Origin of the sequence: Streptomyces sp. NPDC090442, from assembly GCF_044769405.1 — a bacterium.
Taxonomy (GTDB): domain Bacteria; phylum Actinomycetota; class Actinomycetes; order Streptomycetales; family Streptomycetaceae; genus Streptomyces.
The window spans coordinates 44428-61058 of the sequence record NZ_JBIVXW010000033.1 but is presented as its reverse complement, the minus strand read 5'-3'; the positions used below and the strand labels follow the sequence as shown (position 1 = coordinate 61058).

At 73.9% G+C, this 16631-nt stretch carries 21 protein-coding genes; 14 read left to right on the top strand and 7 right to left on the bottom strand.

Annotated features, from left to right (window positions below; all coding sequences use genetic code 11):
• Positions 1-64: 64 nt before the first annotated feature.
• The 5 genes from ACIQU6_RS23390 to ACIQU6_RS23370 are packed head-to-tail and all read left to right on the top strand — an operon-like array spanning position 65 to position 4405.
• On the top strand, positions 65-1108 hold the full coding sequence (locus ACIQU6_RS23390; protein ID WP_403483609.1) for a FecCD family ABC transporter permease: 1044 nt from the start codon (positions 65-67) through the stop codon (positions 1106-1108).
• On the top strand, positions 1108-1881 hold the full coding sequence (locus tag ACIQU6_RS23385) for an ABC transporter ATP-binding protein (RefSeq protein ID WP_403483608.1): 774 nt from the start codon (positions 1108-1110) through the stop codon (positions 1879-1881). Before ACIQU6_RS23390 ends, ACIQU6_RS23385 begins: the two co-directional genes overlap by 1 nt.
• 16 nt (positions 1882-1897) lie before the next feature.
• Complete coding sequence (locus ACIQU6_RS23380) at positions 1898-2917, top strand: ABC transporter substrate-binding protein (RefSeq protein WP_403483607.1); 1020 nt, start codon at positions 1898-1900, stop codon at positions 2915-2917.
• A gap of 21 nt (positions 2918-2938) precedes the next feature.
• Positions 2939-3394, top strand: coding sequence for a Fur family transcriptional regulator (locus ACIQU6_RS23375; RefSeq protein ID WP_376569694.1), 456 nt, complete (start codon positions 2939-2941; stop codon positions 3392-3394).
• Positions 3395-3424: 30 nt separating this feature from the next.
• Complete coding sequence (locus tag ACIQU6_RS23370) at positions 3425-4405, top strand: YgfZ/GcvT domain-containing protein (RefSeq protein ID WP_403483606.1); 981 nt, start codon at positions 3425-3427, stop codon at positions 4403-4405.
• Positions 4406-4807: 402 nt separating this feature from the next.
• On the opposite strand, the gene dtd is transcribed toward ACIQU6_RS23370, so the two are convergent.
• Positions 4808-5233 (bottom strand): D-aminoacyl-tRNA deacylase, encoded by a 426-nt coding sequence (gene dtd, locus ACIQU6_RS23365; RefSeq protein ID WP_403483605.1) that lies wholly within the window; start codon positions 5231-5233, stop codon positions 4808-4810.
• A 174-nt stretch (positions 5234-5407) separates the two neighbouring features.
• Here dtd and ACIQU6_RS23360 point away from each other — a divergent pair, with 174 nt between their 5' ends.
• From ACIQU6_RS23360 to ACIQU6_RS23340, 5 genes are all read left to right on the top strand, one after another.
• Positions 5408-6175: an ABC transporter substrate-binding protein gene (locus ACIQU6_RS23360; protein ID WP_403483604.1), complete on the top strand. Its 768-nt coding sequence runs from the start codon at positions 5408-5410 to the stop codon at positions 6173-6175.
• An 88-nt stretch (positions 6176-6263) separates the two neighbouring features.
• Positions 6264-7247, top strand: coding sequence for an asparaginase (locus ACIQU6_RS23355; protein ID WP_403483648.1), 984 nt, complete (start codon positions 6264-6266; stop codon positions 7245-7247).
• A 183-nt stretch (positions 7248-7430) separates the two neighbouring features.
• On the top strand, positions 7431-7862 hold the full coding sequence (locus tag ACIQU6_RS23350) for an ankyrin repeat domain-containing protein (protein ID WP_403483603.1): 432 nt from the start codon (positions 7431-7433) through the stop codon (positions 7860-7862).
• 128 nt (positions 7863-7990) lie between these two features.
• Positions 7991-8560, top strand: coding sequence for an NADPH-dependent FMN reductase (locus tag ACIQU6_RS23345; protein ID WP_403483602.1), 570 nt, complete (start codon positions 7991-7993; stop codon positions 8558-8560).
• Between the two features lie 72 nt (positions 8561-8632).
• The gene (locus ACIQU6_RS23340) at positions 8633-8992 is read left to right on the top strand and encodes a winged helix-turn-helix transcriptional regulator (RefSeq protein ID WP_403483601.1); all 360 of its coding nucleotides are present in this window, start codon (positions 8633-8635) and stop codon (positions 8990-8992) included.
• Between the two features lie 36 nt (positions 8993-9028).
• Here ACIQU6_RS23340 and ACIQU6_RS23335 read toward each other — a convergent pair whose 3' ends face one another.
• Complete coding sequence (locus tag ACIQU6_RS23335) at positions 9029-9460, bottom strand: VOC family protein (RefSeq protein WP_403483600.1); 432 nt, start codon at positions 9458-9460, stop codon at positions 9029-9031.
• Positions 9461-9744: 284 nt separating this feature from the next.
• On the opposite strand from ACIQU6_RS23335, the gene ACIQU6_RS23330 reads away from it, so the two are divergent.
• Positions 9745-10350 carry a TetR/AcrR family transcriptional regulator gene (locus ACIQU6_RS23330; protein ID WP_403483599.1) on the top strand — a complete coding sequence of 202 codons (606 nt, stop codon included), beginning with the start codon at positions 9745-9747 and terminating at the stop codon, positions 10348-10350.
• Positions 10350-10724, top strand: coding sequence for a VOC family protein (locus ACIQU6_RS23325; protein WP_403483598.1), 375 nt, complete (start codon positions 10350-10352; stop codon positions 10722-10724). The genes ACIQU6_RS23330 and ACIQU6_RS23325 overlap by 1 nt, the downstream gene beginning before the upstream one ends.
• Positions 10725-10755: 31 nt before the next feature.
• Here the strand turns inward: ACIQU6_RS23325 and ACIQU6_RS23320 are convergent, their stop codons facing one another.
• From ACIQU6_RS23320 to ACIQU6_RS23310, 3 genes are all read right to left on the bottom strand, one after another.
• Complete coding sequence (locus ACIQU6_RS23320) at positions 10756-11742, bottom strand: aldo/keto reductase (RefSeq protein WP_403483597.1); 987 nt, start codon at positions 11740-11742, stop codon at positions 10756-10758.
• 175 nt (positions 11743-11917) lie between these two features.
• Entirely contained in the window at positions 11918-12262 is a 345-nt protein-coding gene (locus ACIQU6_RS23315) for a winged helix-turn-helix domain-containing protein (protein ID WP_403483647.1), read from the bottom strand.
• Positions 12263-12318: 56 nt separating this feature from the next.
• Complete coding sequence (locus ACIQU6_RS23310; protein WP_403483596.1) at positions 12319-12738, bottom strand: hypothetical protein; 420 nt, start codon at positions 12736-12738, stop codon at positions 12319-12321.
• 358 nt (positions 12739-13096) lie between these two features.
• On the opposite strand from ACIQU6_RS23310, the gene ACIQU6_RS23305 reads away from it, so the two are divergent.
• Positions 13097-13945: a putative protein N(5)-glutamine methyltransferase gene (locus tag ACIQU6_RS23305; RefSeq protein WP_403483595.1), complete on the top strand. Its 849-nt coding sequence runs from the start codon at positions 13097-13099 to the stop codon at positions 13943-13945.
• A 47-nt stretch (positions 13946-13992) separates the two neighbouring features.
• Positions 13993-14868: a maleylpyruvate isomerase N-terminal domain-containing protein gene (locus ACIQU6_RS23300; protein WP_403483594.1), complete on the top strand. Its 876-nt coding sequence runs from the start codon at positions 13993-13995 to the stop codon at positions 14866-14868.
• A 126-nt stretch (positions 14869-14994) separates the two neighbouring features.
• Here the strand turns inward: ACIQU6_RS23300 and ACIQU6_RS23295 are convergent, their stop codons facing one another.
• Both ACIQU6_RS23295 and ACIQU6_RS23290 read right to left on the bottom strand, forming a co-directional pair.
• A complete protein-coding gene (locus ACIQU6_RS23295; RefSeq protein WP_403483593.1) occupies positions 14995-16179 on the bottom strand; it encodes a glutathionylspermidine synthase family protein in 1185 nt (394 codons plus the stop codon).
• Between the two features lie 7 nt (positions 16180-16186).
• Positions 16187-16525, bottom strand: a complete 339-nt coding sequence (locus tag ACIQU6_RS23290) for a hypothetical protein (RefSeq protein ID WP_403483592.1) — start codon at positions 16523-16525, stop codon at positions 16187-16189.
• Positions 16526-16631: the final 106 nt, after the last annotated feature.

The following is a 16631-nucleotide window of genomic DNA, read 5'->3' as shown; positions in this document are numbered from 1 at the left end:
CCGCCATGGCCTGGCTCCGGGCCGCCGCTCCTTGCCCGCGGCCCGAGCCGAAGGCGAAAGCCCCGTGGCACGCCCCACCCGCACCCTCCCCCTGGCCGCCGCGCTGGTCGCCGTGCTGCTCGTCTCGCTGCTGTGCGGGACCGGCCTCGGCGCCGCCGGGATCGGCTGGCCGCAGGTGCTGCGCTACCTCGGTGCCGGGCTGACCGGCGGCACCCTCAGACCCGACGAGGTGGCCGCCTACACCATCGTCTGGGAGCTGCGGTTCCCCCGGGCACTGCTCGCCGCCGTCGTCGGCGCCGGGCTCTCCGCCATCGGCGTCGCCGTCCAGGCCCTGGTCCGCAACGCCCTCGCCGACCCGTTCGTGCTCGGCATCTCCTCCGGTGCGGGGGTCGGCGCCAACGCCGTCATGCTCTTCGGCGCGCTCGCCGCGCTCGGCGTCTGGGCGCTGTCCGTCTCGGCGTTCCTCTCCGCGCTGCTGGCCATGGCCCTGGTCTACGCGGCCGCCCGGACCGCCCACGGGCTGACCCCGATGCGGCTGGTGCTGACCGGGACGGCCATGTACTACGGCTTCTCCGCGGTCACCACCCTGATGGTGTTCACCGCCGACCGCGGCGAGGCGGCCCGCTCGGCGATGATGTGGCTGCTGGGCAGCCTGAGCGGGGCCGGCTGGGGTTCGGTCCCGATCGCCGCCGCCGCGGTCGCCGCCGCCCTGGTCCATCTCCGGCTCTCCGCCGGCCGGTTGAACGCCCTGGCCATGGGCGACGAGACCGCCGCCGCGCTGGGCGTGGACCCCGAACGGCTGCGCCGCGAACTGTTCGTGGTGGCCGCCGGGGCCACCGGCGCGGTGGTCGCGGTCTCCGGCGCGATCGGCTTCGTCGGGCTGATGGTGCCGCACGCCACCCGGATGCTGGTCGGGGCCGACCACCGCCGGGTGCTGGCGCTCGCCCCGCTGCTCGGCGCGGTGTTGATGGTCTGGGTCGACGTGCTCTCCCGGGTGCTGCTGGCCCCCGTCGAACTGCCCGTCGGGGTGCTCACCGCCGTCCTCGGCGTGCCCTGCTTCGTCCTGCTGATGCGGCGCAGCCGCTACACCTTCGGGGGCGGTTCCTGATGCGTCTGGACATCACCGGACTGTCGGTGGCGGTGGCCGGGCGGCGCCTGGTCCACGACGTCACCCTCACCGCCGGCAGCGGGCGGCTCGTCGGGCTCGTCGGCCCCAACGGCAGTGGGAAGTCAACCCTGTTGCGCTGCGTCTACCGCGCGCTGCGTCCGGCCGCCGGCAGCGTCCTCCTCGACGGCGCCGACCTGCACGCGCTGACCGCCCGCGAGAGCGCCACGTTGCTGGCCGCGCTGCCCCAGGAGTCCGGCACCGACTTCGACTTCACCGCCGCCGAGGTCGTCGCCATGGGCCGGCTGCCGCACCAGCGCGGCTCCGGCCGGCCCAGCGCCGCGGACCGCGAGATCTGCGCCCGCGCGCTGACCCGGGTCGGCGCCGACCACCTCGCCGACCGCGGCTTCCTCGGCCTCTCCGGCGGCGAGAAGCAGCGCGTCCTGATCGCCCGCGCGCTCACCCAGGAGCCCCGCGTCCTGGTCCTCGACGAGCCCACCAACCACCTGGACATCGCCCAGCAGTTGGAGGTCCTGGCGCTGGTTCGGGACAGCAACCTGACGGTGCTGACGGCGCTGCACGACCTCAACCTGGCCGCCGTGCACTGCGACGAGCTGCACGTGCTGTCCGCCGGCCGGATCGTCGCCTCCGGGCCGCCGCACGACGTGCTCACCGCCGCGCTGCTGGCCGAGGTCTTCGGCGTCCGCGCGCACCGCGTCCAGCACCCCGAAACCGGCGCCGTCCAGCTCCTGTTCGACCGCCTGCCCGCCTCCTGAGGACCGTGAGGACCCCGTGACCGACACCCCGCACCCCGCCCGCCGCCTCCGCCCGGCCGCCTGGCTCAGCGCCCTGGCCCTCGCCCTCACCGGCTGCGGCGCCCACGTGGCCACCGGGTCCGCCGGCACCGACGACCGCCCCGTCACCCTCACCAACTGCGGCACCCGCACCACCTACCCGCACACCCCGCGCCGGGTCGTCACCAACGACGTCGGCATCACCGAGATCATGTTCGCGCTGGGCCTGGAGAACCGGATGGCCGGCTACGTCATGCCGGACGACAAGGGCGACCTGAGCAAGGTCCCGTGGAAGGCCGCCTACGGCAAGGTCCCCTGGCTCTCCAAGAAGGCCATCACCAAGGAGATCGCCCTCGACGCCAAGGCGGACCTGGTCTTCGCCGGCTGGAACTACGGCTTCGGCGAGGGCGACGGCCTGACCCCCGCCGCCCTGAAGAAGCTGGGCGTCGACTCGTACGTCCTGACCGAGTCCTGCCACAACGGCACCGACTCCGCCGCCCGCGGCGTGATGCCACCCCTGGAGGCGCTCTACGCCGACCTGACCAACCTCGGGAAGCTCTTCCACGTCGAGGACCGCGCCCAGGCCCTCATCCGCACCTACCGCAAGCAGGTCGCCGACGCCGCGGCCCACGCCCCGGCCCACCGCCCCACCGTCTTCCTCTACGACTCCGGCCAGGACAAGCCGATGACCGCCGGCGAGTACGCCGCCGCGCACGACATCATCACCAAGGCCGGCGGCGACAACGTCATGAAGGACCTCAAGGACTCCTGGACCACCGTCGGCTGGGAGACCGTCGTCGCCCGCGACCCCGACGTCATCGTCGTCAACAACTACGGCGACACCACCGCCGCGCAGAAGAAGGCGTTCCTGGAGTCCTACGCCCCGCTCGCCACCGTCTCCGCCGTCAAGCACCACCGCATCTACGTCATGGACTACGCCGAACTCGTCGAGAGCCCCCGCAACCCCACCGCCATCGCCGACCTCGCCCGATATCTCCGAGGAGTGCACACCGGCTGACCGCCCTCCTACACTGGCCGTGTGGTGACCACCGACTGGCAGAGCGACCTCCGCAGGCGCGGCTACCGCCTGACCCCGCAGCGGCAACTGGTGCTGGAGGCGGTCGACAGGCTGGAGCACGCCACCCCGGACGACATCCTCACCGAGGTGCGCAAGACCGCCGGCGGCATCAACATCTCCACCGTCTACCGCACCCTGGAGCTGCTGGAGGAGCTGGAGCTGGTCAGCCACGCCCACCTCGGCCACGGCGCGCCCACCTACCACCTCGCCGACCGTCACCACCACATCCACCTGGTGTGCCGGGACTGCACCGACGTGATCGAGGCGGACCTGTCGGTGGCCGCGCCGTTCACCGCCACCCTGCGCGAGCAGTTCGGCTTCGACACCGACCTGAAGCACTTCGCGATCTTCGGCCGGTGCGCGTCCTGCACCCGGCAAACCGGACAGGGCGGCCGGGACGCCGAGGGAAGCGGGTAGCTCCGCGGCCGGTGGTCGTAGGCTGGGCCCATGCTGCGACATTCATCCGCCAGCCCCCTGCTGTCGCTGCCCGGCGCCGTCCCCGCCGAGGCCCCCGACGAAGGCGTCGCCGCGCACTACGGCGACCTGTTCCGGGAGCAACGCGCGCTCGCCGACGGCTCCGGCTTCGTGGACCTCTCGCACCGCGGCGTGGTCACCGTCAGCGGCCCCGAGCGGCTGAGCTGGCTGCACCTGCTGCTGACCCAGCACGTCAGCGAACTCCCGCCCGGCCGGGCCACCGAGGCGCTGATCCTCTCCGCGCACGGCCACGTCGAGCACGCGCTCTACCTCGTCGACGACGGCGAGACGACGTGGCTGCACACCGAGCCCGGCAAGCAGGAGGAGGTGATCGCCTACCTGGAGAGCATGAAGTTCTTCTACCGGGTCGAGGTCGCCGACCGCACCGACGCGTTCGCCGTCGTCCACCTCCCGGCCGGCTCCATCACCGAGGCCCCCGAGGGCACCGTCGTCCGGGAGACCCCGCACGGCCGCGATCTCTTCCTCCCCCGCGCCGAGTTGGAGTCCTTCGCGGCGGAGCACGGCCCCGCGATCGGGGTGCTGGCCCTGGAGGCGCTGCGCGTCGAGGCGCACCGCCCGCGGCTGGGGCTGGAGACCGATCACCGCACCATCCCGCACGAGGTCGGCTGGATCGGCGGCGCGGTCCACCTCCAGAAGGGCTGCTACCGCGGTCAGGAGACCGTCGCCCGGGTCCAGAACCTCGGCAAGCCGCCGCGCCGCCTGGTCTTCCTGCACCTCGACGGCAGTGAGGTGCACCTGCCCCCGCACGGCACGCCGGTCCGTCTGGCCGCCGACGGCCCGGAGGGCCGCCAGCTGGGCTTCATCACCACCTCGGCCCGCCACCACGAACTCGGCCCGATCGCCCTGGCCCTGGTCAAGCGCAACGTCCCCACCGACGCCGCGCTGATCGCGGGCGACACCGCGGCGGCCCAGGAGGTCGTCGTCGAGCCGTGAGGAAGAGGCGGTGCGGCGGGACCGGGCCGGTTGTCCGGGCCCGGTCCCGCCGCACGTGGAGCACCCGCGAGGGCGCGGTGCACCTCGCGGGGGTTCCCGTCCGGCTACGTGGATCTCGCGAGGAACTCCCGTCCGGGCACGGTGTGTTCGGCGGGGAGACCCGCCTCGGTGCGGCGCGGCGCTCCGCGCGCGAACCCGCCCCCGGCGCGGTAGGTATCCGCGAGCGGAAACCCGCTCCCGGCGCGGTGCGTGTCCGCGGGGGACCCCACTCTGGCCCGGCGCGTGTCCGCGGGGACCCGGGAATACCCGTACCGGCACGGCGCGTTGGGGCCCCGCAGGGGGCGTTCGCGACCCCTAGGGGAAGTGTTCGCCCAGCCCCTAAGACCCCGGCGGGCCCGGACCTCAGACCTCCAGCAGGACCGTGAACGGCCCGTCGTTGGTGAGCGACACCTTCATGTCCGCCCCGAAGCGGCCGGTCTCGACCTTGGCGCCCAGCGCGCGCAGTCGGGCGACCACCTCGTCGACCAAGGGTTCGGCGACCGGACCCGGCGCGGCGGCGCTCCAGGTGGGACGACGGCCCTTGCGCGCGTCACCGTAGAGAGTGAACTGGCTGATCACCAGCAGCGGCGCCCCGTGGTCCGAACAGGACTTCTCGTCCTGGAGGATCCGCACCGACCACAGCTTCCGGGCGAGCTGCGCGGCCTTCTCCGGAGTGTCGTCGTGAGTGACGCCCACCAGCGCGCACAGCCCTTCCCCGACGATCTCCCCGACCGTCTCGCCCGCCACGTCGACGCGTGCGCCGTTCACCCTCTGCACCACAGCTCGCATACCCGCCATGATGCCGGGCCGCCGCGCCGCCCGGAGCCGGTACCCCCACAAGGGCCGTTCGCATGCCGTGTCCCCTGCACATGGACCGCGCAGAGTGGCACGATGCGTGCACGCGGTGCGTTTCACGGACACATGCCCTGGATGCGGCACCGGTACGAGGGGACGGAACGATTCATGACGACACTCGGCGCCGGACAGACACCCGGCCCCGTGCCAGCCGCCCGGACGGCACCGGCGGGCAGCCCGCCGCCGGCGCTCCCCACCCCACCGTCCGGTCGTACGAGACCCGTCGCCCCGGAGTCCCCCACCGCACCGGAGTCCCCGCACGCGCTGACCACCACCACCCCGGCACCGGCTCCCCCCGAGCCCGCCCGTACCAAGGACGACGACCCCATGCTCCAGGCCGGCCAGGCAGCACCCACCGCCCGCCCCCCGCAGCAGCGCGACCGCTTCCGCCCGGCCGGCCTTCCCGAGGTGTCCGGGCTGAGCCTGCCCGAGCTGCGGGTGGTGCGCCGTGACTGCCAGCAGGAGGAGGCCGACCTCAGTTATCTGCGCCGCCTCCTCCAGGGGCGGATCGACATCCTGCGCGCCGAGATCGCCCGCCGCACCGGGGCCCACTCGGCGCTGCTGGACCGGCTGCCCGAGATCCTCACCGACCTGCCGTCCCGCCAGCGCTCGTCGGCCCGGCACGTGACCCTCGGCACCCCGCACAGCGAGGAGTGCCGCCGGCTCGCCGACGAGATGCTCGGCGAGGTGGAGCTCTCGGACCTCACGGCCCGTACGGACGAGGAGCTGTCGGACGCGATGGGGCGGCTGATCCGCCACGAGCGGGGCATCTCGCAGCGCCGCCAGTCCCTGCAGCGCACCACCGACGATTGCAGTGCGGAAATCGCCCGCAGGTACCGTGAAGGCGAAGCGCAAGTAGACGACCTGCTGTCCTGATCGGCCACAAGCCGCCTCCGGGGCCGCGGGTCCCGTCCCCGGAAGGCCGGCCGTGACCCCGTCGAAGACCTCCTCCTCGCCCACCCCGATACCCGAGCAGTCGCCGTCCGCGGCGTCGGCGACGCCCTCGGGGCCGTCGCCGGTGCTCGCCGAGGTCGTCCGGTCCGGCTTCGTCGAGGGGCGGCACCGGGGCTCGCTGGTGGTGCTGGCCGCCGACGGGAGCGTGGAGCGGGCGCTCGGCGACGTCGACGCGCCGGTCTTCCCCCGCTCCACGAACAAGCCGATGCAGGCGGCCGCGATCCTGCGGGCCGGCCTGGAGCTCTCCGGTGAGCGGCTGGCGCTGGCCGCGGCCAGCCACTCCGGCGAGGGCTTCCACCTCGATCTGGTCCGGACCATGCTCGCCGAGCACGGGCTGGCCGCCGAGCAGCTCCAGACGCCGCCTGACCTGCCGCTGGACCCGGAGGAGGCCGAGCACTATCTCGCCGCCGGCAAGGTCCGCGACCGACTCGCCATGAACTGCTCCGGCAAGCACACCGCGATGCTCGCCGCCTGCGCGCTCAACGGCTGGCCGCTCCCGACGTACCTGGAGCAAGACCACCCGCTCCAGCAGCTCGTCCTCGACGTGGTGCGCACGGCGGGCGGCGAGGAGGTCGCCCACATCGGCACGGACGGCTGCGGCGCCCCGCTGATGTCGCTCTCGCTGACGGGGCTGGCGCGGGCCTACCGCCACTTCGTGCTGGCCGAGCCGGGCACGCCGGAGCGGCGGGTGGCGGACGCGATGCGGGCGCACCCCGAGTACGTGGCCGGTACCCGCCGGCCCGACACCTGGCTGATGCAGGCGCTGCCCGGCACGCTGTCCAAGATGGGTGCCGAGGCGGTGCAGGCGCTGGCGCTGCCCGACGGCCGGGCGCTGGCCTTCAAGATCGACGACGGTGCGACCCGGACGCTGGGGCCCGTGCTGGCCCGGGTCCTGCGCGAGCTGGGCGTGGACGACCCGGTGCTCGCGCGCATCGAGGACGTGCCGCTGCACGGCGGCGGCAGCCGGGTGGGCGAGATCCGCGCGGCGTTCTGACCGGCCCCGTAGGGGGTTCCCGGCGGGGTGGGCCTCCGCCGGGCCCCGCCGGCGGAGGCCCCGGCGGCTCCGGTGGAATCCGGGCCCCCGCATCCGTCACGCGCGGGGCCGGGTAAATCTAGAGTGGCGGTGAGCCGCAACACCTGCGCGCTCACCATCCACCACGGCAGGAGGCCGGCCACCATGAGCGACGCGCATTCCCCGCAGCAGGGACCCGAGGCGGTCGAGCACGCGCACGACCCCGAGGTGCTCCAGCTCGCGGCCAAGGTGTTCGACCTGGCACGCCACGGTGACACCGACACCGTCGCCGCCTATGTCGACGCGGGCGTGCCCGCCAACCTGACGAACGACAAGGGCGACTCCCTCGTGATGCTGGCCGCCTACCACGGCCACCCGACGACGGTGGAGGCCCTGTTGCAGCGCGGCGGCGACGCCGACCGCCCCAACGACCGGGGTCAAACCCCCATCGCCGGCGCGGTGTTCAAGGGCGAGGACGCGGTCGTCAAGGTCCTGCTGGCGCACGGCGCGGACCCGGCGGCCGGCACGCCGTCGGCGATCGAGACGGCCCGGATGTTCCAGAAGACGGAGTTGCTGAAGCTGTTCGGCGCGGAGTGACGGGCGGAGCCCGGTGACGACCGGCGCCGGGGGCGGGCCGCACCCCGCCCTTCCGCCGTTTGACCTCAAGTTTGATTGAGGTTCTAGCGTCTGGGGCGTCACACCCACTCCGTCACGAAGGACCTCCCATGTCCGCAGAGCGCTTCACCCTCGCCGTCCTCGTCGGCAGCACCCGTGAGGGCCGGTTCGCCCCGGTCATCACCGAGTGGTTCACCCGGCACGTCGGCGCCTCGCACCCGCACCTCCTCCTCGACGTCATCGACCTAGACGCCGTCCGCCCGTACGAACTCCGGCCCGGCAGCGAGGAGTTCCTCGCCTACGCCAAGCGCGTCGAGCAGGCGGACGCGTTCGTCGTGATCACGCCGGAGTACAACCACTCGTTCCCGGCCCCGCTCAAGCACGCCATCGACCTGCTGCGCGCCGAGTGGCAGGCCAAGCCGGTCGGCTTCGTCTCGTATGGCGGGATCTCCGGCGGCCTGCGGGCGGTCGAGCAACTGCGCCTGGTCTTCGCGGAGTTGCACGCCACGACCATCCGCGAGACGGTCAGCTTCGCGCTCCCCGCCGGCCCCTTCGACGACGAGGGGCAGCTGCACGACCCGGCCCCGCCCGCCCAGGCCGCCGACGCCCTGCTGCGCCAACTCGGCTGGTGGGCCGTGGCGCTGCGGGAGGCGCGCATCGCCCGCCCGTACGGCAACTGAGCCACCCCGCGCCCGGCCGGGATCGTCGATACTTGACGCACGGACGGGTGCGGGGAACGCGAGGGGATCGACATGGGCGGGCGCACGGGGCCCTACGAGTGCGGGCTGGACGCCGCGGTGGACGTCGTCAGCGGCAAGTGGAAGGTCCTGTTGCTGTGGGCGCTCGGCCAGGGGCCCCGGCGGTTCGGTCAACTGCGCCGCGAGCTGCCACGCATCAGCGAGAAGGTACTGGCCCAGCAGCTCCGCGAGTTGGAGGCCGACGGCATCGTCGACCGTCGGGTGTTCGACCAGGTGCCGCCGAGGGTCGAGTACGCGCTGACCGGGCTGGGCGCGTCGCTCACCGAGGCGCTCGCCCCGCTGGGCGCCTGGGGGCGCACCAACATGGCCCATCTGGAGGCCGCTTGGACCCGGCGGCATCCGGACAGGGGGTGATCCGGCGGGCGTTGGGACGCCCGCGCTGATCCCGGGTCACGCCCCGTCCCCCGGGGCGGCGGGCTCCGCGGCGCCCTCCTGGATCGCCCAGCCGTTACCGTCGGGGTCGTCGAAGTAGACGAAGGAGTTCCAGGCCCCGCCGGGGCCGTCGGCCAGCGTGCCGTCCGCCACGTGCTGCACGGGCCCGACGGGCACCCCGCGGGCCAGCAACTCGCCGCGGGCCGCGACCACATCGGGCACCACGAGCTGCACGCCCTGCACCGAGCCGGGGCGCACCCGTGTCACCCCGCCGCCGGCGCCGAGGACGATCGAGCAGTGTGAGCCCGGCGGGGTCAACTGGACGATGCGCACGCCGTCGCCGAGGCGAAGGTCGTGGTCGACGGTGAACCCCACCTGCTCGCTGTAGAACCGCTTGGCGTGCTCGACGTCGCGCACCGGAATGGGCACCAGCTCCAGCTTCCACCGCATGGCTCGCCACCCTCGGGTCGCACCGGTCGTCGCCGCGGGTCGGCCGGCCCGCGGCCGGGGCGGCCCGCTCTCTTCGAAGTCTAGGGAGGGCGGGGTGGGGGCGCCTCTCGCGGAGGGGTGGGCGCCTTCGCGTGCGGGGCGGGGCCGCCTCTTGCGCACGGATCAGGGGCCTTGCGTCGCGCACCGGGCATTGACGGAGTGAGTACTCACTCCGTAGCGTCGAGGGCATGACGAAATCCTCAACTCCCCTAGCCCGGCAGCCTTCTCGGCGTCGCGCTCCCGGTATGAGCGTCGAGCAGCGCCGGGCGATGATCGTCGCGGTCGCACTGCCGCTGGTCGCCGAGCACGGGACGGCCGTCACCACCAGCCAGATCGCCCGCGCCGCCGGGATCGGCGAGGGCACCGTCTTCCGCGCGTTCAAGGACAAGGACGCCCTGCTGGACGCCTGCCTGGCCGAGGCCGCGGGCGTCGATCACGTGCTGCGCGAACTGGCCTCGATCCCGCTCGACGAACCGCTGACCGCGCGGCTCACCGAGGCCGCCGAGGCCCTCTGCGCCCACATGGAGCGCATGGGGACCGTGCTGCGGAGCCTCTACGCCACCGGACACCGCGGTGATCGCGGGCGGCCGGACCGGGCGCGGGCGGGCGGCGCGCCGCCGGAGGACGGGCGGGCCCGGTCCTTCGCCGCGCTGCGGGAGGCCGTGGAGGAGCTGATCGAGCCGGACCGGGAGGCGCTGCGGCTGAGCCCCGAGCGGGTGGCCGCCGCCTTCCTGGGCCTGCTCTTCAGCCGGCTGCCCTCACCGGCCGACCCGACCGACGCGCCGCTCGCTCCCGAGGAGCTCATCTCCGTGCTGCTGCACGGCACCCTCGCGAAGCCGGGGAGCGCCTGATGCCGGTCAGCCTCAACCACACCATCGTCCCGGCGACCGATCACCGGGCGGCGGCCCGCTTCTTCGCCTCGGTCATGGGCCTGGCGGAGCTGCCGCCGGCCGGCCGGAACGGGCACTTCGCCCCGGTCCGGGTGAACGGGACGCTCACCCTGGACTTCATGACCGTCCCGGACCCCCAGGGCCACCATCTGGCCTTCGACGTCGACCCGGAGACCTTCGACGGGATCCTCGCCCGGCTCCGCTCCGCCGGCGTCCCCTACGGCAACGACCCGGGCCGCCCGGACAACGGCAGCGTCGACCATCCGCTGTGCCCCAGGGGGTTGTTCTTCGTCGACGCCGACCGCAATCTCTACGAGGTGATGTCGCCGGCGTGAGCCGGGGCGGCGGCCGGCCGTGCCCACGGGGTCACTTGCTGACGTAGGTCATGTTCACCGCGTCGTAGCGGGTGCCGGCGACCTGGCCTACGGGGGCCGTGGCGTCGATGGCGGCGAGTTCCTCGGCGGAGAGGGTCACCTCCAGCGCCGCGAGGTTCTCCTCCAGGTACTTCTCGCGGCGGGTGCCGGGGATCGGGACCACGTCGTCGCCGCGGTGCTGCACCCAGGCCAGCGCCAACTGGCCGGTGGTGACGCCCTTCTCGGCGGCGAGCTCCTCCAGCTTGGCCACGATCGCGAGGTTCTGTTCGAGGTTGCCGTCGGCGAAGCGGGGCTGGGTGCGGCGCACGTCGGACTCCGGCAGGCCCTCGACGGAGGTGTAGCGCCCCGTCAGGAACCCGCGGCCGAGCGGAGAGAACGGGACCAGGCCGATGCCCAGTTCGCGGCAGAGCGGCGCGATCTCCGCCTCCAGGTCGCGGGTCCACAGCGACCACTCGCTCTGCAGCGCGGCGATCGGGTGGACGGCGTGGGCCCGCCGGATGGTCTCCGCGCCCGCCTCGGAGAGGCCGAGGTGGCGCACCTTGCCCGCCGCGACCAGCTCCGCCATCGCGCCGACGGTCTCCTCGATGGGGACGTCGGGGTCGACGCGGTGCTGGTAGTAGAGGTCGATGTGGTCGACGCCGAGGCGGCGCAGCGAGGCGTCGCACGCCTCGCGGACGAAGGCGGCGTCACCACGGATCCGGGTGGGCTCGCCGAGCCGGTTGGCGAAGCCGAACTTGGTGGCCAGCACCACCTCGTCGCGCCGACCGGCGATCGCCCTGCCGATCAACTCCTCGTTGTGGCCGGAGCCGTAGAAGTCGGAGGTGTCCAGCAGGGAGACGCCGAGGTCGAGCGCGCGGTGGAGGGTGGCGATCGACTGGTCGTCGTCCGAGGCGCCGTAGCCGTGGCTCATCCCCATGCAGCCGAGGCCCTGCGCGGACACCGCGAGGCCGCCGAGGTGGCGGGTGGGAATCTCGGTCATGCTGCTACCTCCTGGGACGTGCGGCGAACGGAACGGGCGGGCCGGCCGGGGCCGGCCCGGGGACCGCGGTCCCCAACCCGCCTCAGACGGTAGGAGTTGGAGTGCACTCCACGTCAACCGATCTCTGCACGACGGCACTTCGCGGGCCGCGCTCGCCCACCCCCGCCCCGTGCCGTCAGGTGTCGTCGCCCGCTATGGCGCGCAGGGCCCGGCAGTGCGCGGCGAAGGCCGCCCGGCCGTCCGACGTGAGAGCCAGCCAGGTGCGCGGGCGCTTGCCGATGTACCCCTTGGTGACCGCGACATAGCCAGCCTTCTCCAACGTGGCGACCTGCCGCGAGAGGACCGAGTCGCTGACCTCGACGGTATCGCGGACGAACGCGAACTCGGCCTTCTCGGCGGCCGCCAGGGTCGCCACGATGGAGAAGCGGACCGGGGCGTGGATGACCTCGTCCAGCCCGTGGCGCGGATGGCCGCCGGCGAACGCGGCGGCACCGCCGGGGGACTTGGGGTCCGTCGACACCGCGCGCTCGGTGCGCGTCTCGCGGGTCGCCCCGCGGGTCGTCTCGCTCCGCCCCGTCACCGACGGGCCTCCAGATACCCGCCTATCAACCCGGGTAGGGCGACCACCACCGCTCCCGGCACCCACCAGGCGGCCACGCCCGGGAAGAAGATCACGCCGAGCGTCAGCACCGCGGCGTACAGCAGCGCCCAGGTGCCGATCATGATGCCGTGTCGGATGCCGAACCCCTGGCGGGCGACGGGCTGTCGGGCCGCGTAGACCGAGAGCCAGGCCACCATGGCCACCCAGAATCCGGTGCCGACCGCCACTCCGTACGGGGCCTTCCACAGCCCGATCGCCAGCACCGCGAGGCCGGCCGCGGCGCCGTAGACGTACTGGTACCGCACGTACCACCGCGTGCCCTCGCGGACCGTGGAACCCAACTGCGTCGCGCGGGCCAGCGCGGCCGCGGCGTCGTTGGACGCGTACTCCCCCATGACACTCCCCTTCATCGCTCACACTTTCGACACTCACCATGCTGACAAGAACTTTCCAAACTGACAAGTACTTTCCGGCACTTGATGCGCGGACGGGGTGCGGCGGGCAGACACCACCCGGGGCCTTCGGCGAGCGCGCCGGGCCCGCGCACCAGGTCGGGTACTGTTGCCCCCGCCACCGGCACGCACCGTCGCGCCGGAGCGCGCCCGCCCGTGCCGCACCGAGGAGGTGAGACCGATTCCCCGCCAGTCCAGGCAGGTGCTCCCGTCTCGCGTCCGTGCGTCCACCGGCTCCAGGTGACCGCCCGACATCCGTGACCCGGGACGCGCCGCACGGCATCCCGAAAGGCTCACCACCATGTCGTCCCACCCGTCACCCCGGACCACCGCCGCACCGCCGGCCCCGGTCATCGCCCGTCTGCGCGCCGCCGGTTGCGTCTTCGCCGAGGACGAGGCCGCGCTCCTGATCGACACCGCCCGCACCCCGGCCGACCTCGCCGCCATGGTGGAACGGCGGGCGTCCGGTCACCCCCTGGAACACGTCCTCGGCTGGGCCGAGTTCGGCGGCCTGCGGGTCGCGGTGGGCCCGGGGGTCTTCGTACCGCGCCGGCGCACCGAGTTCCTGCTCGACCAGGCGGTCACCCTCGGGCGCGGGGCCACCGGGCGGGCCGGCCGACGCCCCGTGGTGGTCGACCTGTGCTGCGGCTCCGGCGCCGTGGGGACCGCCCTGGCCGCCGCACTGGGCGAGGTCGAGCTGCACGCCGCCGACATCGAACCGGCCGCGGTGCGCTGCGCCCGCCGCAACGTGGCCGCCGCCGGCGGACTGGTCTACGAGGGTGACCTGTTCGCCCCGCTTCCCGTCCAACTCCGGGGGCGGATCGACGTCTTGACGGCCAACGTGCCCTACGTCCCCACCGAGGAGGTCGAGCTGCTGCCGCCGGAGGCCCGCGAGTACGAACCCCGGGTGGCGCTCGACGGCGGCGCGGACGGGCTCGACGTGCTGCGGCGGGTCACCGCGGCCGCGCCCCGGTGGCTGGCGCCGGGCGGCCACCTCCTGGTGGAGACCGGCGAACGCCAGGCGGCCCGGGCGGTGCAGACCTTCCGGCGCAGTGGGCTGGTGCCCCACGTGGCCACCTCCGACGAGCTCTTCGCCACCGTCGTCATCGGCACCCGCCCGGCCGCCCCCGGGCCCGCCGCGACTCCGTAGCGGGTAACTCCTTCGCCGTTGTCGGTGGGGCGCCGTACGGTGGGCACATGGCTTCGATGAGCTATGACCGCCACTGTGCCGAAATCGTCGCTCAGACCGCCCTGTTGAGCACCCGCCTGTCCGACGCCGACCTCACGGCCCCGGTGCCCACCTGCCCCGGCTGGACGCTCGCCCAGTTGGTGCGCCACCTCGGCGGTGCGCACCGCTGGGTCGACACCATCATCCGGACCAGGGCCACCGGCCCGGTCCCCGACGACCTGGTCGACGACGTCACCGGCCACGCCGACGTGGACGCGGCCGCGCTCGGCGCCTGGCTCACCGAGGGCGCCGAGCAGTTGGCCGACGTCCTGCGCACCGCCGGGCCCGACACCGCGGTCTGGACGGTGGCCCCGGGCGGCACACCGGCCTTCTGGGCCCGCCGGATGACGCACGAGACGGTGGTGCACCGCGCGGACGCCACCTTCGCCACCGCGCAGTCCCCGGCCGGCCCGGCCCCGGCCGACCGCCCGTTCGCCGTCGTCGGGGACGTCGCCCTCGACGCCCTCGACGAGTGGATGTCCTTCGGCTCACTGCCGGTGGTGCTCGAACCCAGGCCGCGGATATGCGCGTTCATGGGCGCCGGCCACAGCCTCCGCTTCCAGGCCACCGACGCCGCCCCCGAGGCCGCCGCGGACTGGCTGATCGGCCTGGAGGCCGACGCCCTCACCTGGCACCGCCCGCCCGCCGACACCCCCGCCACGCCGACCACCACCACCGTCCGCGGCGCCCTGAGCGACCTCCTGCTGCTCGTCTACGGCCGCCTCCCCACCCGCGGCCCGACGCCCGGGCCGGTCGGCGCGCACACCGGCCCGGTCGAGATCACCGGCGACCGCGACCTCCTCGACGCCTGGCTGGACGCCGTCGGCTTCTGGCTCAAGGAGTAGCAGAAGCCGGGCGGTTGGGCAGCCCGGTACCCCTCGGGGCGGCGGTGCGCGCGACGTCGGCCATCGGGATGCGGCGAGCCCCCACACGGCGGTCAGCAGGAGGCCGCCGCGCCCGCACGGGAGTGCTCACCGGATGACGTGCGGCAGGAAGCGGGCGTAGCCATCGGTGACCAGGCCGGCCGACTCGCGGATGCCGAGCCCGGCCGGCTCGCCGTCGACCACCCAGGCGCCGAGCACCACCCGGTTGCCGTCGAAGTCGGGAAGCGGGGCCAGCGCCTGGTAGCAGCAGGGCTCTTCGGGCCGGACCGGGTCGGCCCCCGGTGGGTGGACGATGACGCCCTCGCCCTCTCTGCCCAGCAGTGGCTTGGCGACGTAACCAGGGCCGGCGGGCAGGTCGCGGGGGCCGTCCAGGTAGGCGGGCAGCAGGTTGGGGTGGTCGGGGAACAGCTCCCAAAGGACGGCCAACAGCGCCTTGTTGGAGAGCAGCATCTTCCAGGCGGGCTCGATCCACAGGGTGGCGCCGGTGGCGCCGCCGTTGTCGAGGGTGTCCAGAACGTGCGGGCCGAAGGCGTCGGTGGCCAGCCACTCCCAGGGGTAGAGCTTGAAGCAGGCCCGGACGAAGCGCAGCCGCTGGTCGACGAAACGGCCGGAGAGCGGGTCCCAGCCGATCTCCTCCATGGCGATGGCCTCGGTCGCCAGGCCCGCCTGTTCGGCCGTCTCGCGCAGGTAGGCGACGGTCATCAGGTCCTCGCCGAGCTCGTCGTCGGCCGAGTGCGCGAAGTGCAGCGGGGCGCCGGGAGGCAGCAGCGCGGCCTGCCGCCGCCAGGCGGCGACCAGCCGCTCGTGCAACGAGTTCCACTGGTCGGCGGCCGGGAACCGGTCCTCCATCCAGAACCACTGCGGGCTGGCGGCCTCCACCAGGGAGGTGGGGGTGTCGGCGTTGTACTCCAGCAGCTTGGCCGGGCCGCGGCCGTCGTAGCGCAGGTCGAACCGGCCGTAGAGGGAGGGCAGTTCGGCGCGGCGGCGCCATGCCTCGGCGACCCGGGCGGCCAACCGGGGGTCGGTGATGTCGAGGTCGGCGAGCCGGTCGTGGGCGACGAGGTGCTCGGCGGCGGCCAGGCACATGCCGTGCAGTTCCGCGACGACCTCCTCCAACTCCTCTACCTCGTCGGCGGTGAAGGAGTAGTAGGCGCTCTCGTCCCAGTAGGGGCGCAGCGAGTCGTCCGGGTACCGGGTGAGCGGGTAGATCAGCCCCTGGGCCTCGACGGTGGCCTGCCAGTCGGGGCGGGGCTCGGTGCTGTGGCGGCGCATCGCGCGGTCAGCCGCCGGAGGAGCCGGACCGGGAGCCGAAACCGCCGCGGGTGACGGCGGTGCTCTTGTCGAACGAGCCGCCCCTGACGTAGCGGCCGGAGCTGCCGGAGCCGTAGTACCACCGGCCGCTCGCGGTGCTGCCGGGCGCCGCGCTCCCCTTGCACTGCGCCGGGCTGACCACGCGGTAACCCTGGGCCGCGTCATAGCTGTTCGGGTCCACGCAGCGCTTGTCCGGCTCCGATGCGCAGGAGGTGAGGGCGGCGGCGAGCGTCCCCATGCCGCCGAGGATGACGGTGCCGGAGCGCAGCCGCCGTCGTATCGGGTCCGCGTCCGCCTTGCGCGCCATGATGGCCACCCCCGTCTGTTGCTGTGCGAGATCGTGCCCGCCCACCCTATGGGGCCGCCCTACGCCCCCGTATGGGGGTGACCGGGCGGCTCCGGTCGCCCGGCCC